A 15668-nucleotide genomic window follows, 5' to 3' on the forward strand; every position below is an offset into this window, starting at 1 on the left:
CCCTGCATCATCGGGCGAAGTATGCGTTTGTGCAGGCAGGCGATGGTGCAAATTATGTAGAGGCGCCGTGCAGCGCCTTGTTCTCGTGTGCCCACGCGGCGGCCGCGGTGCGTGACGAGACGCCGATCTTGACGTAGATGTTGGCCAGGTGCCGGGCGGTGGTCTTCTCGCTGATGAAGAGCTTTTTGGCCACGTCGCGGTTGGACAGGCCGGCGGCGACGCCGGCGAGCACCTCGAGTTCGCGCTTGGTCAGGCCGCCGGGTGCTGCGGCGGGTACGGCTCGGGTCGACACAGCGCCGAGTTGCTGATAGATGGCCGCGGCGTTGGCGGCGTCGGCTTCCGCGCCGGCAATGTCGCCGGTGCCGCGGCGGGCCAGCGACATCCACTCGTAGACCTGGGCCATGTCATAGCGGCACTGCGTGCTGCGGTAGCGGCGCAGCGCATCCTGCAAGATGGGCAGCGCTTCGGCTTCCCGGCTCTGCTTGACCAGCACTGCGCCGCGGGCCTGCAGCGCCCAGGCTCGGAAGCCGGGGGAGTCGAACTTCTCGGCGTCTGCCTCCAGTTCGGTGCAGCATTGGTCGGCCTCGTCGATCTTGTTGCGCGCCAATGCGATATCGACGGCGGCGGGCAGCAGCCGGACGCGGTTGATGCTGTCGTGCTCGGCGTCGATGCGCATCCGCAGGTCGGTCGCGGCGGCGGTGTCCTCGCCGAGTTGGCAGCGCAGCAGCGCTTCGCCGGGCTGCGGGTCGTGGTCGAGGTCGCGGGCCTTATCGAAGGCTTCACGGGCGCCGGCGATGTCGCCCCGGCGGCGACGCACCTCGCCGAGTTCGTAGTAGCCCTGCCCGGCGGTGGACGGGAAGTCGCCGAGCTTGGCCAGGGCGTCGAGCAGCCGCTGCTCCACGTGGGCGTAGTCCTTGGTGGCACTGTGCAGGTCCATCTTGTGGACCTCGCAGGTGGTGCCGTACCAGGAGGAGGAGACCTTGGGGCCTTGGCGCCACACCTCCATGGCCTCGAACCAGCTCCTCATCCGGCTCAGGTCGGCCATCCGATGGCACTCGTGGATCACCGCGCAGTAGATGTCGCCGGCCCAGTCGACGGGCACCTGGTCGGCGAGCACCGGCATCATCGCCTCGTCGAGTTGGGCGAAGGCCTCCGTGGTGCGGGCGAAGGGCAGCATGGTCACGCCGGTGGCCGTCGACAGCAGCGCGTTGAAGCCGGGAGAGTTCAGCCGGGTGGTGACTTCGCCGAGCTGCTCGACGAGTTCGGCCGCCAGGTCGCGGTGGCCTTCCTCGCCGGCGAGGGCGGACTCCAGATAGAGGACGTAGGCGAGGACCTGGTCGTCGGGGTGCTTTTCGTTGAGGCGCCGGGCGCGGTTGAGCCAGACCCGGGTAATCGCCCAGTTGCCGCCGTTGAGCCACTGCAGTGCGACCTCGACGGCTTTCATCGCCGCGCCCTGGACGTCGTTGGCGGCGTTCAGACGGTTAAAGGCCTGCTCAGAGAGCTGCATGGACTGCCGGCCGTAGCCGAGTCGCCAGGCGGCCATGCCGTAGGACGACAGGTCGTCGGTGCTCAGTTCTTGGGTTTCTTGGGCTGCCGTGAACTGGTCGTAGGCGGTGCGCCAGTCGCCGTGGGCGTAGGCGCTGCGTGCAGCCTGGAGTTCGTCATCGTGCGCCATGAGGATCGGGATAACGGTAGCCCACTCCCCGGCGATGTAATGGCTGAACAGCGCGGGTCGGAGGCGGTTTTGGCGTGACCGCAAATTTTCGAGCTGCGGGTTCTTAGGTTGTCGAGATACCGTTGACAGCCGTCGAGTGTTGGAAGGGGTTGTTCATGCGTGCTGGCCGTGTCGTAGTAGGCGCCGTCGTGGGCTGCCTTGTGTTGGCGGGTGCGCCCACGGCGTCGGCCGCCAACGATCTGATGAGCGGCAGCTTCACCGTGAAGGGGCCGAACGAGATCATCGACACCTGGACGATCTCGAACCTGTGCAACGTGATCGAGACGGGCTGTCTGGCCAACGTCACCTCACCGCTGATCACGGGGCAGGCCGTCTACCAAGGCGCGCATACCTGGATGATGCGAGTCGTCGGTCAGGTGCCGGTGTGCCCGGACAGGTCCAAGACCAAGGGCGCGATGGTCTTCACATGGAGCTCGGAGACGCTGACCGGTCAGGTGACCGAGATCCAGCAGGGCAACTGCGTGTTGACCCGGCCCGGGCAGTCGCAGCTTCCGATTACGTTGGTGCCTGCTTAGGGGTTGGGAGGGGCTGCGCCGTCTCGGGAATCCGATAAACCATCGGTGAGCCGCGCTACGTTGTGGCAGTGCGCTGGTACGCCCGCCCCGAAAACGAACCCCTCTCCCTGAGAGTGCCACCGCGTCTAGCTTCATGGAACAAGGCCGACGATCCCGACCAGGTTCGGCTGAGGGCTTATCTGGATGACACCGAGTCTCTCCTCTCTGAGTCAAGGGTCGACGGTGAATGGGCACTAAGGCTCGACGTTGGGTTGCCGCCCAGTCGGGACCTCCTCGGGATGTCAGACCTCGACAATTTCGCCTACCCCCTGGCCTATCACTTGAGGGATCCCGGGCTGGTTTCCGTCTGGTGCACGAAGCAGTACAGCGAGCGATCATTCGTACGAATCGAAGCGGCACATGAGGCGGCCTCACCGTCGACTGAAGTCTTAGTCGCGAGGACAACCGGGTCGACGTCGACGGTCGCGTATAAGGAGCAGATCCGCGCCGCCGTTGCGACGGCGGAAGAACTTCCGCCCGGACCTGTCAGGCTGGAGCTTTCTTTCGTCGTCGGCCCGCGGAGGAACTGGGTCAACCTGTGGAAGCAGACGATCGACTCACTTGAGCCAATCCTTGGACGTACCAACCCGAGTCGTGCATGGCATCCTCGCGATGGACGGATCACGGAACTCGGTATGCATGTCAGCGTTGATCCTGCCGCCGGCAACGAGATCGTGGTTGGCATCGCTGCGACGCCAACAGCATTGCCGACTGCCGCCGCGGCCGGCGTCGCATTGACGACGCCAGACCGGAAGGTGGTGTTTCGGGGCGAAGGCATCTGCTTAGCAAGTTATGAATTGCCGGACGGGACCGCGACGGCGTGGGATGTTGTGTTCCCGCACTGGCCTACTGCGATGCAGATGTCGACCGAACAAGCGCGAGCCCTACGGGATGCCCTGGTCGCCGCACTCGGCGGGGCGGCCACTCAATGACAAAGTTTCGGTTCGACCTAGCCGAGTGGTTCTCCGACAACGCGGACCAAGTCCGCAGTGACTTAGCCGGTTATTTCGGAGGAGGGAAGCAACCCTTCACCGGACGATGGTTCGAGGAGTTTGCGGCCATAGGAGATCCGAACCGCTTTGAAGCTTCGGACCTACTGGCTGTTGAAGCGCTGAGCGTGACGGTGCCCACCGAGGCTGGAGCGTCGCTTCTCGTCGCAGAGAGCGAGCGCTTCAACTCGCTGCTCAGGGACATCCCCCGCGAGCAGAACCTCTGGGAGGTGAGTCGGCTGGATGTCAACGTGGGAAGCGCCGCCGACAGATTGCACGCGGAGCTGCGCACCTTGCCGGGTATCGAGTGGGTCATCGCGGGCAAGCTGATGGCGGCGAAACGCCCCAAGCTGATTCCGATCCTCGACAATGAGGTCCGCAACTACCTGAAACCTCCGAAGAACCTCTTTTGGGTGGCTATGCATGACGAGTTATCGGATCCTGCACGCCGCGAAGTAATCGCGGAGGCTTGCCAGGCCGCGCCTGCGCACGTGAGTCTGCTGAGGCGAATGGACGTTGCGCTATGGCGGGCAGCCCGGCGTGGTGCTCCCCGATAAGCGCGACGCCCGTTCTTGCGTCGACGAATGTCACACCACTTGCTAGTCCATCTCCGCCAATCGTTGGTCGAGATATCGAGCTACTGACGGATTGGCGATCAGGCGCTTTTTTCCGTCCGGACCGTGAATTTCCCAGTGGGACTTCGAGTGTTCGACCACGACGGTATGCAGAGGATCGACGCCAATGAGCATGCCACGCTTAAACAAGAGTCGCCCGTGTTCGCGAGCCTCTTGACGGCTAGGCGGACGCACCGACGAACACCCGTGGCAGAGCCACATTCCGCTGAATGGCGTGTGTACGCATCTCTTGCAAATGGCGATCCCGCAGCAATCACACACGACAATGCCGTCTGTGCATGCGGGGCAGACTGGCTGTTGGCAGTAACCGCATTGGGCAGCAACTGATCCGAAATGCCCCTCCCGGTCAATCCCACCCCAATCGAGAATCTGCCTGGTGATGTGATCAACTCGGCGGGCGTCGGTCTGGCCGGGCGCGAGGACGACGTCATAACGCCACTCTTGGCCGCCGGCAACAGTGACGCTCTGCGTTACCGATGCACCAATATCCAGGCGGCTCCGCGGCGTCGGCGGGATGAGCGTCTGCAACAGGCCTCGAAGCCGTTGCGGTAGCTCACTGAACTGCGGGATGACAACCAGTTGGCCCGGCATCCACGCGTCGAGGGCATCGTTCGTGCCGTCCGCGACCGACCTTGGCCCGGTCTTGATCTGTCCACGCGGCTCGATGTGGTGAGCAACCGCCGTGGCGTTCGAGAGAGTAGACAAAGTGACCTTGTTCGGATCGGTGTAGACACCGACCTCGTCGGCGTCACCCAAGCCCATCTGCCGCGACAGTAGCGTGGCGGCAGGCGCATGCTCAGACATTGAAATCAGGTACCAGTGCACCTCTTCGAGGCGGCGCACACCGAGCGTGACCAGGTTCGCCATGCTGGAAATGACTGCCTCGGTGTCAGTTCCGATGACCATCTCCCGGACCGTCGGCTCGGGATTCCATGCATCAGTCACCCACGGCGGCCGCGGCTCGGCCGCACCCCACTCTACGGTGACCTCGTGCTCGTCCGAGTCAACAATGGTTATCTCGCTGATTCCCTCAGGCGTGATCGCAACCTCGAAACCCGAACGCTCCCAGCGCATGATCAGCGGAGTGGTCGAGGGCTGGTCCATAGCGTGCAGGACGGGCCTAAGCCGATTCGGCGTCTGCAGGGCCGCCTCCGGACAGTGCGCCAACGGCGGGAATAGTTCTACGACAGCTGCAGCTAGGTCATCCGTAGGAGACGGTTGTGGTTTGGGGCTTCTCCCGGAGGCATCGAGCTCTGGAGCCGACCAGACCGAGCGGAATTCGCGTTTCGAGTGCACGACGAGCCGAGGGTCTGTGCGTGTCGACTCGGGCTGGAGTATTTGGGCAGCCGGGACGACCTGAGTCTGCAGCGCGCGACTTGCCGACAAGCGCAAGGAGTACGAGTTGTCGATGTGACCGCGGTCGAACGCAACCCACCGTGTAACAGCGCTGTGGCGGATGATGGCTTGCTCGTAGGCCCGTCCGCGGTTGATGAGGACCACAAGCGCGTGGTCGTCCGTACCTGCTTGAATCGTTGTCCCGTGCGCCGCGAGAGCTGCAGGCAGCGTCGCCCGCTGCTCGTCTGTTATCGGTGCCATCCTGTCGCAGGCTGGGCAAAGATCGTCCACTCGGCACGACATGCACATGGCTCGTTCGCACATCGCGCATGCAGCGACCTGCGGGTCCCGACCGCAATCGGTGCAGGCGTGGTCACCACACAGAAGGCATCGAACCGGGGAGACTTTGTGGCTAGTAGATGCGCATCGTCGGCAAACCTCATGTGAACAACCCCCACATGTAAGCGAGGCCAGCTGGCCGAAGTCGTCACAGGCGCGACATGCCCAAGAATCACAAGATGAGCACAGGGCAGCCGCTCCGGCGGCGTAGAAGTGTCCGTCCCGACACACCCCGAAATTCGATTGCCGGATTCCGAGGTCGTTTACCTGGGGAGTCAGCGGAGAGCCATCGAATGTCTGGTAGACGTGCGTTGCGGTGCCGTGTCCTTGCCAGGTCTCCGCAACTTCCAGACCATTGCACAGCGCAGCAGTAAAGCTACGCGTGCTCTGGGCGATCAGCTCCGAGGCCAATTCACTCGGCAGTAAGGAGATACCCTGTATTGCTGATGGATTGGAAACCACGCCCAGCGCCAGAAGCGAAGCGTTGTCGGCTGCGACGATTTCTGCATCGGCAGTGAGCTCGACCAGCTCTGCGACCGGACGTATGTCTCGTTTCTGTAATGTGCATTCCGACGGCGACGGGAAGTCTCCGACTATTCGAACAATCTCGTCACTTCGCTTACCGATCCGTCCTCCCGGCATCCCGATCGCGGAGAGATATTCGTGAGCACCCAACTGTTCCGCAGGTGTGAATCCATGCGGGCATGCGATCCACGTGCCGACTTTGTCGTTCGCGTGGCGAGCGCTGACTAGCACCGCCTCGTTCCTGCGTTCCAAAGTCACGTGAAGTCCGGGGAGTTCGGCAGTGGCGATTGAAGGACTGTCAGTCGATGGCGCCTGCCAGTGAATGCCGGCACTCCGCACATCTGATGTCTCGGGGACTCCTTCGTCGTTGACGGAGGAGTCCTCCTGCACGATCTGATGTGCTTCAAGATAGGTGTCCACGAAATACGAACGGCGCGTGATCAACACGGCCGGACGTGGTGGCGGCACGACATCACCGCGTAGCTTCTTCAACAGATGGGCAAGTCCGGACTCCGCTTCGGAGCTGACAGGAACCTCCGGTGCCGAGGTCGGTAGGTCGGCTACGGCCTTGCTGTCGATCGACGAACCGGCATCGAAAGCAATCGACCGTTCGACCGCGACCCTTTCGGTGCTATGCAGCCGGGCCCGCGTATTGCTGTCTTGCAATCGACGCCCGGTCAGGTCCCGAGTAATAAGGCCGCAGTCCAACGGCAGGCCGTTCTGTCTTGCGTACGCACGCAGGCGGACCCGTTGGGGGTCGGCCGCGTCAGACTCGTGAACAATAACCGCTGAAGTTGAGTCGGGTCGGACCAATTCGGCGACTCGATCGCCCACTCGAAGGATGTTGCCTCGGTTGAGCTTCCAAGCGATAGAAAATTCGTCATCCAGTTCAGGCACGCGCTCCGGTGAGGCACACGTTTGGCAGAGCCCCCCTGTATCGCGGCGGCATTGAGCACAGCTCGACTGTCCACATACGGCGCATGGTGCGAAGACCGCATCGTCGCCGCAACCCTCGCACAATGAGCGGGCACACGACTCGCAATGGGTTACTTCTGATTCGTCGACCCAATGCATTGCGGAGCAGAGCGCAAGTATCTCGATTGCTTGACCGGAGAAGTCGCTCTCCACCGTTACGGGTTCATTGGTACCCCACTCGTAGGTCAACGTAGCTTCGTCGCCGCTGGGCCCCTGCCAAGTCTCTTCGACCAACCAGTCGTCTTCGTCGAGGGTTACCGCGAGGATCTTGGCTCTAGCGCGTATGTCTGGACGCCGACTGAGGCGAGCCTCCTCGGAGCGCAGAGCGCGTTGCAGGCGTGTCCGATCCTCCGCGACTGCCTCGGCTATCTGAGCTTTGTAACCTGTGGTGATTCGAGATAGCTCTTGACTTTGCTCCTTCTCCACCAGCGTCGAGCGTTCACGACGAAGCTTTTCGAGCTGGGCCTTCGCTGCACGTTCAAACTGAGCGATTACTTTCGGAGCGGTGTCGAATGCCGGCGGCAGTGATTCTCCGTCCTCGAGTGGACGTCGTGGGAGTCGGCGTTCGTTGTGCCCGTTGATGTCCGCCGTGATGAGGTGCTCAGTTGTCTCGGCTTCGCCCACTGTCGCTCGGAACGTCGCTTGCCCGCTCCATGAGCCGGAAGGTACGAGACGCCGGCGGAGCAGTCGGATGTTGGCGGCATGTCGATACGGGCTAGGTCCGATGTCATCGGGGATCACCGGCACGGTCGCGTGCATGTCCCCGCGTACACGGAGCAGGCCAAGCAGCTCGTCGAAGACCGGTGATCCGACAGCGCACAGTTCAGCATCAGGATGGTGTTCCAGTCCGAAGCGGTCGAACGCCAAATGCATGAGAGTGCGGCCGCCAAGTTCCTGATCGAATTCCTCGTCGAACTTCACAGTAATGAATGCTCCATCACCGCTGCCAGTGTCGTGCACAATGACCGCGCCGAGCGCTTGGAGAACATTCCTCACCCATGCCTGTACCCGACGCTGGCGCATCCGTGCACGCTCGCTAACCTCGGGAGCCAGCTCCGTGCTGCCCGCCTTCGTAAGCTCTTTGCGATGCTCGAAACCCGTCGCCATCCACTTGCTCATACCGGCATCTGCGGCGATTAGTTGCGATGCCTTCTTGCGAGCGTCGACAAGCTCAGTGCCCAGCTTGTTAAGTAGAGTATTCATTTTCGCGTCGCTCTCGGCGAATAGGGCCTCCATGACGCGTGTTTCGAAGCTCGCAGTCTTTGAGTCGTCGAGTTCACCGAGAATCGTGGTGACCTGCCCGAAGAGCAGCTCGAACATGCGAAGCTTCTCAGCTAGCAGCCGGAAGACGCTTTCGTCGATTGTTCGTTGAGCGTAGAGGTTGGCGACGAACACCTCATCTTTGGGCTGCGTCAGGCGATCCACGCGACCTATGCGCTGCTCGATGCGCATTGGATTCCAAGGCAAGTCGTAGTTCAGAACGCAGTTGCAGAACTGGAGGTTTTGACCTTCCGCTCCGGCGTCCGTCGAGATCATGATGGGGGCGTCACCGGATCTGAAAGCAGCTATCGTAGCTGCACGTTCGCCGGCAGACATCGAGCCGTGAAACGATCGCGCGCTGAGCCCTTCGGCTTCCATCCGTCGAAGCAACCCGGTGACTGTATCCGTGTGCTGGGTGAATATCAGGACACGGCCATGCTCCTGCATCCAATCCCGCGTTATCTGAATTGCCTTGTCTTCCCGGGCCGACGTTTTGATGTCCATCGCAAGGTGACCAACTTCGTGCAGCACTTCGCGCACGCGGGCGTCGGGATGGCGGTCCGCCATTCTGAGTGCTGTGGTTCCCATCGAGAAAGGACTGGCCGTCAACCGTAATGCAAGGCTGCGACGCCGCATTGTGTCGCCCGATTCACGCATTACGTTGCGAAGCAGTTGCGTTGCCAGCGTATACAGTTCGTTCTCACGAGACCCGAGCGTGATGGGGACATCGACGGCGCGACGCACCACTCGGTCGACTCCTGCTTGGGCCCGGGTGGTCCGGATCATCACGCTGCTGATGAGTCGCCGTAGGGCGGCGGGGTCGTTTGGCGTGCGTGGGTCGTAGCCGCGCATGAACTGGCGCTTGAAATCGTTTACCGAGTTGAAAGTGCCAGGACGCAATAGCTCGACCAGCCGGTAGAGCTCGAGTAGATCGTTCTGGACCGGCGTCGCGGTAAGAAAGAAGGCGTACCGGCACGCGGTAGTTAGTGAAGTGATGAGGTCGCGAGTCTTGCGCGCGCCAGAGCCGGCCGCGCGGTGAGCCTCGTCGACGATGACAATGTCCCACGGCTTCTTTGTGAGCTTCTCTGCGTTGCTTCGGCCCAGCGTCAAGCTGAGGATCAACCTGTCCTGCTGGTGGATCTCAGGGCCACGGGCGGCGACGTCGAAGTTCATGTCAAACTTGCTGTTCATCTCCTCACGCCACTGGTCGCGCAAAGGTGCTGGGCACAATATAAGGACCCTCTTCGCGAGACCGCGCAGCGCGAGTTCCTTGATGGCGAGCCCAGCCTCGATCGTCTTACCCAAACCGACTTCATCAGCGAGGACGGCTCGGCCACGAAGTCGCGACAACGCGTGTCGTGCCACCGCCTCCTGGTGAGGCATCCGGTCGACATTCGAGACGTCGACCGCCAAGAGTTCCTCGAAATCGTCGAGTGTTGCTAGCTCTTCGCCCTGAAGGCGTAGCTCGACAAGGTCGAGTGTGTCGAAACCAGCGGCCTTCAGCTGTTCGGCCAGCAGTTCGCGTGCCGTGCTGAGAAAGCCGATAGTTTTGTCTGCCCCTGCGCCCCAGTCATATTCAGTGTCTGGGTGGAACTGGCGGTCTACCGTCGCTCGGCGTCGTTTCGCCTTCGCCCCGCTCGATTTGGCGACAGGGACAGGTGGTGGTGCTGCAATACTGATTTGGCTGGGGGTACCGGGAGGCAGAAGCTGCAGTCGATACACATGATCGACGAGGCGCAGCCGCAGCAGGCCACCCTCTTGACCGTAATCCTGAAGGCGCTCACCGAGAAGCTCGCCGGTGAGTTGTCGGCTGCGCCCGCTCCATTGGGCGAGAAACGGTTCGCTCTCGAGTTCGAGTTGAATGCTTGAGCTGTGCTCTGGGAGAGCCAACACCGAACATTCACGCTCGGTCAGAGCGAGTTGGCCAGTCTCCAGCAACTGCTGCGTGATTCGCTTTTCGATCATTGAGGCTCCGTGATGCCAAGGGTTTTCGCGCCGAGGTTCGTGAGGGCGAGGGACTGGTAAGCGGCTTGAGAGGTTTCGCGTATGGCGGTACGGCGCTCAATCAATCCCTGGCCGACGAGCTTCGCGACTGCTTCATCCCAGCGTCGCTCGCCGTTGCGAACGTGGCGCAGCGCACCGAACTGCGGACAGCTAAGGACGCCGGCGCCTAGCGGCCGGCCCTCGCCGAGTGATTCTCGCCCAAGCACGGCCGCCTTGAGGCTGGCTTCGCCATATGCCCCACGTCGGAAGGCCGATGCCCAAGCAACGGACTGCAACGCAATGAGGTCGACGTTCACGAGTAGCTCTGGATCTGGCACCATGTGGTCCGCCAGCGCCGCCCACGGGGCCGGCTCGCTGCTGCATATGTCACAGGGCTCGACATCCCTGCTCTTGCAATCCTGAACCACGTCCCCAAAATGTTCTGCGACCGCTACCCGACGGCAGTGTGAATCGTCCGTGGCGTAGTCGATCATCGCCTGGAGACGACGCTTCTGCCACCACTTCCATCGCGCGGATTCGCTTTCCAACGCCTGCGTAGGCGCGACACGCGTAAGCGTGCGGACGCGGCGCAGTCGGCGCGAGCTGGAGAAGGTGACCAGGCGGTCTAGCGACCAATCAATAAGCTGCTGCTCCAGTTTGTCGGGATCGTATCCGTGCTCATCCTTCAGCTGTTGAAAATCAAGTTGGATGCGGACATTCGGCCGAGCCCTGTGATCTCTATAAAAGAGATCGCGGAAGAGGCGCCGCTCTACTTCATCGTCTGGCTCCCGGAACCCGACATCAACCATTCCTCGTGCCGAGCAGTCCAGTCCTTGTTCGATTGCATGGACGCGTTCTAGCTGAGCGAGGTGCACGTTTATCTCATCGTCCTCAATTCCCAGGCTGTCGGCGATGTCGTCGATATCAAAGACCCGGCTATCGCCTCGTTCAGGGCAGTCCCACAAGGCGGCCAGCAACCGTTGGGTGATGGTCGCGTCGGCCTTGGTGCCGTGGGCCTCGATAAGTCGCCGGCGGCGGGTGAGGTCGGCGTTGGTGTACAGCAGCACACAGTCGCCAGAGATATCGCGCGCACGGGCAGCACGGCCAGCTTCCTGGGCATAACCATCGAGTGAATCTGGTAAGTCGTAGTGCGCGACCCACCCGATATTGGGCTTGTTGATACCCATCCCGAAGGCTTTGGTTGCGACGATGATCTTTGTCGTATCGGAGTCGAAGTCTTCTTGAACAGCGTCGCGTTGTTCCGGGACCATGCCCGCGTGATACGGCCGGGCAGCGTGACCAGCGCGACGAAGCAGCGCTGCAATCTCCTCTGCCAGAGCACGTTTGGATACGTAGATGATTCCCGATTTGTCGCCTGCCCATGTCACGAACCGGAGCAACTCCCGTGCGCGATCTCGCTCGTCCGCGCATCTCACCACGCGGAAGCGAAGATTGGGCCGGTCGCTCGGCTCGCGGATGGCGATGGGATCGTGCATATCCATCGCGGTGGTGATGTCCGTTTCCACCTCGGTTGTGGCTGTCGCGGTCAGACCCGCTCGCGGCGGTCGAGTTTCGAATGCTGCAACGGACGCAGGGACTTGCCGGAACTCCGGCCGGAAGTCATGTCCCCAAACGGACACACAGTGCGCCTCATCGACGACGACACCGTTGAGCTGCTGGCGACCGAGGGCTCCGCGCAAGATGGGATCGCGCGCCAGGCGCTCGGGCGATACATACAGCAGGCGCACTTGACCGTTGGCGGTATCGCGCAATATTTCAGTTTGAATCACTCGCGAGGTGGTGCCAGTGATGCCCTGTACTGGTCGGATTCCGCGTCGACCGCGAAGGTCGTTGACTTGATCTTTGATGAGCGCGACGAGGGGCGAGACGACGACCGTCGCGCGAGCCTGCGGGGCAAGTAGCGCAGGCAGTTGGAAACATAATGACTTTCCGAACCCTGTAGGCAAGACAGCCATTACGTCTTTGCCATCGACGATGGCGCGCATTACTTCAAGCTGCTTTGGGTGCAATTTAGTAATGCCGAAGAGCTTCTCCGCCGCCTCGGTGAGCTTCGCAGTGGGATCCTCCCCCTCGACGAGTCTCAGGGACTCTAGTAGTTGCGTGACGTCGTCACGACCAAACGAAAGGGCCTCCGACAGATTGGGCGGCTCGCCGGTGACGAACTCGATAGCCCGTGTCCACGCGTCGTCTCGGTCGATGGCTTCGTGAATAATTGGATTAGGCAGTGAGCCAAGAATTACCCGTTGGGCTTGCGTCGGTGCGTGCAGCCGTCGGTCGCATACAAAGGCTGCGCCCCTGTCCGTTTCGGAACGAATCAACCGGCCGAAGCCCTGCGTGAAGAGCATGGCCGTCATCGGCAGCACGTAGTCGAGAAACGGGTCGCCACCCCGCTCGGCTATGGCGCGCTGCCGTGCCGATACGAGAGGGTCGTCGGGATGAGGGTAGGGCGGCTTTTCAATGAACAGGTACGAAAGCGTCTCGCCCGGGGCATCGAATCCCTCCCAATACGACTTGAGCCCGTAGAGCACGGTGCCAGGCTCAGTCCGGAAGCGATGAGATATCTGAGAGCGTCCGAGTTCATCTTGGACGAGCATCTCAACCCCGCGATCCTTGAGCTCTTTCTCTCTCGTCCGGACGCCGTGGGCTACCGCTTCCATGCGCTTACGGGCAGCGAATAACGTCAACGTCTTACCGCCAGACAGTGACAGAAAGCCAGCTTGGTCCGCGGCCATCTCCTCACAAAATTCTCGTTCGTTGACCGGCACGGGCACCGGAAGATGGTTGGTGAGCACCACTACCGACTGATTCTGATAGTCGAACGGCGACGACAACAGCAACGCTCGGAACGCGTCGTCGTCCGGGTCCGGGTTGATACGGATGCCTAGACGTGAGCCGAGGTAATCGAAACGACGTTCCACTGTCAGCGTTGCAGAACAGAGCACCGAAGAGTGAGTACGGTCAACCACACTTTGCTTGAACTCAGGGAAGACGTGGATGGGCATGCGCTCAAACGTCCACGCCGCAGGGTCGTCTTCTTCCGCAGCGAGTCGGTAAACCCAAAGGTGGCTGTCGGGCAGAGTCCCCATAGCTTCTAGCAGGGCAATGGCGTTGTCGAGGCGCTCGGAATAGCCCCGAAGTCGTTGCTTGGCTGACCTCAATCCGCTGATCTCCGACAGCGAGTCCCGAAGGTTAATAACAGCTTTGGCCAGCTGAATCAACCAGTAGCGGACGGTCGATGAAGCTTGCCGTAGATTTCGGAACTCCGGGCGGTTGTTTACCACACCGGCCTGCAGTACTACGGCGTCGGCTTTGCCGGCGTACTCATGAAGGTACGTGTCAATTGCCTCTGCGAGTTCTGCAGCGGTTGAACGTACTTGGGCGGTCACCGTCGCGATTGGTTCGAGTGCGTCGATGATGCCTGATTGAGCCCTGGCCTTCGACCGAATCTCTCTGATCAGTCTGGAACGTGGCGACATGCTGTTCACGAGGATCTCGAGCTCGAGGGCGTCCACATGTTCGGTCCACGCGGCGGTCAAGGAGTCTTCGAGGGCGTGGGCCTCATCGAAGACCAGATCAGCTCGGCCTTCGGCAAGCACGTCTCCTGGAGCGCGCGAACCCTGCTGCTCGAGCTTTATCCAGCTCGCGATAAGTGCGTGGTTGATCGACACGACGCCTGGCGCCTTCTCGAGACCTACCAGCTGTTGCATAAGAGGGCAGACGTTTGCCCACGCGCAATTGCGCCGATCGCAACCTCCCGAATTGGTACGGAGTCGAGCCCGTGTTCTTGCGTAACGAGCATCCGTGCTACGCAATGTGTAATCCGTGACGTCGTCCCACGTGCCCGATGCCGATGTAGCCAAGCCCCGGATGGCCACGGCCAGTGCAAGTCCGGACGCCTCCGTGTCAGTGAGCACGATTTCTAGCTCCCGCGCGCAGACGTAGTTGCCTACACCCTGGATCTGTCGAAATGGTGCGCGCAGCAAGCCATCCTCATGGAGGCGCGTCGCATCGGCACGGAGTTGGTTTTGGAGTGCCTTCGTTGCCGTCGCGACCAAGACTGGGCGACCTGCTTGCGACGCACGGCCGAGGGCGGGAAGCAGATACGCCAGGGACTTACCGGTTCCGGTCGGAGCCTCAACGGCTAGCCGACCGCCCCGATCGAAAACCTCTGCGACAGCATGCGCCATCTCTTGTTGTGCTGGGCGGGGACGCAGTCCATGGCGTTGGTGAAGAGCTGGAAAGTCATCGCGCGCGGCCGACCACGCGTCCGGTGACGGCGACCCCGTTGCCTCGAGTAGGGGATCGGACGGTCGTGTCAGCGCTGACAGCGTCGGCGCGTCGGTCAACTGGGGGAGGAGCTTCGCGAGGGAGTGATCGTGGGTTTCGAGGGCAGCGATGGCGAGCTGCCAGCTTGGATCACGCGCATCGACTGAGGCCAGCAATGCTCGAATAACTTCAGATGTGGCAGTGGCATCCGAGACTGCTCGATGTGGGCTGTCGTTGTTGACTTCGTAGGCCAGGCAGAGATCTGCGAGCTGGCGGTTGGGCAGTGCGACGTCCACGAGCAATGACAGATGAATGCTGTCAGCACTCAAGGGAAAGCGAACTGGCGGAGCGCCGGCACGGCTGGCGGCTTGCGCTACGAACGGAAGATCGAATGCGAGCAGATTGTGGCCGATGACAAGGTCAATGTCTGCCAGCTGCGTCGTCAACGCGCGTAGGGCGTTGTCAAGTGAGACGGTTTCGGTTGCCGCGGGCACCGGTCGTTCCAGTCCGTCAGGTAGCTCGACGGCGAGGTCGACCAAGACCGTGCCGTCCATGCGGACGAGCGCTATCTCGGTGATGAAGTCGCTCGCGCGGTGTAGCCCGGTCGTCTCGATGTCCAGCACGGCTACACGGTCGATCGAAATGCGCTCCGGCCGTGCGACGTACCAATCCGCTGCTTCGGGCTCTGGTTCATCGGCCTCGGGATTCTCGTCGCGGTCCGCCGCCGCGATCGACAGCCGGCCGTCGGCGGCGACTTGAAAGCGGAGGGGGAACCGGTCCGGCAGTTGCAGGAGCCGTTCCAAAGGGAGAACGAACTGTTCCTTCCGCAAGCGATCGCGAAGTTCACTCGCGGTGAGTGGGCCATCGTCGGCGAGGATGCGGTGGGCTGCCTCCGCAGCCGGAGGAAGAGGACGGTTCGCGGTGCTCATGACCACTCCGTGCACGCAAGAGGCTCGAACAATTGTCGCAGCGCAGTACTGCTACCGATTAGCACCCCAAACCCCCGCCTGCGACGAACCGAATAATTTTCGACCAGGTCAGTACTGGCCGG

General features: G+C 61.8%; 6 protein-coding genes. 3 read left to right on the forward strand and 3 right to left on the reverse strand.

Annotated features, from left to right (window positions below; translation table 11 throughout):
* Positions 1-52: 52 nt before the first annotated feature.
* On the reverse strand, positions 53-1675 hold the full coding sequence (locus tag AB431_RS31465) for a helix-turn-helix transcriptional regulator (protein ID WP_047328956.1): 1623 nt from the start codon (positions 1673-1675) through the stop codon (positions 53-55).
* Positions 1676-1830: 155 nt separating this feature from the next.
* Between AB431_RS31465 and AB431_RS04680 the strand changes: the two genes are divergently transcribed.
* The 3 genes from AB431_RS04680 (at position 1831) to AB431_RS29425 (ending at position 3835) form a co-directional block, all read left to right on the forward strand.
* On the forward strand, positions 1831-2250 hold the full coding sequence (locus AB431_RS04680) for a hypothetical protein (RefSeq protein WP_144418195.1): 420 nt from the start codon (positions 1831-1833) through the stop codon (positions 2248-2250).
* Between the two features lie 278 nt (positions 2251-2528).
* Positions 2529-3221: a hypothetical protein gene (locus AB431_RS04685; RefSeq protein WP_200902695.1), complete on the forward strand. Its 693-nt coding sequence runs from the start codon at positions 2529-2531 to the stop codon at positions 3219-3221.
* Positions 3218-3835 (forward strand): DUF6308 family protein, encoded by a 618-nt coding sequence (locus tag AB431_RS29425; protein ID WP_052960193.1) that lies wholly within the window; start codon positions 3218-3220, stop codon positions 3833-3835. Before AB431_RS04685 ends, AB431_RS29425 begins: the two co-directional genes overlap by 4 nt.
* 42 nt (positions 3836-3877) lie before the next feature.
* Here the strand turns inward: AB431_RS29425 and AB431_RS04695 are convergent, their stop codons facing one another.
* Together AB431_RS04695 and AB431_RS04700 are read right to left on the reverse strand one after the other, a co-directional pair.
* On the reverse strand, positions 3878-10312 hold the full coding sequence (locus AB431_RS04695) for an SNF2-related protein (protein ID WP_047328958.1): 6435 nt from the start codon (positions 10310-10312) through the stop codon (positions 3878-3880).
* Positions 10309-15546, reverse strand: a complete 5238-nt coding sequence (locus AB431_RS04700) for a RecQ family ATP-dependent DNA helicase (protein ID WP_047333088.1) — start codon at positions 15544-15546, stop codon at positions 10309-10311. Before AB431_RS04700 ends, AB431_RS04695 begins: the two co-directional genes overlap by 4 nt.
* Positions 15547-15668 lie beyond the last annotated feature (122 nt).

Source organism: Mycobacterium sp. EPa45, assembly GCF_001021385.1.
Lineage (GTDB): Bacteria > Actinomycetota > Actinomycetes > Mycobacteriales > Mycobacteriaceae > Mycobacterium.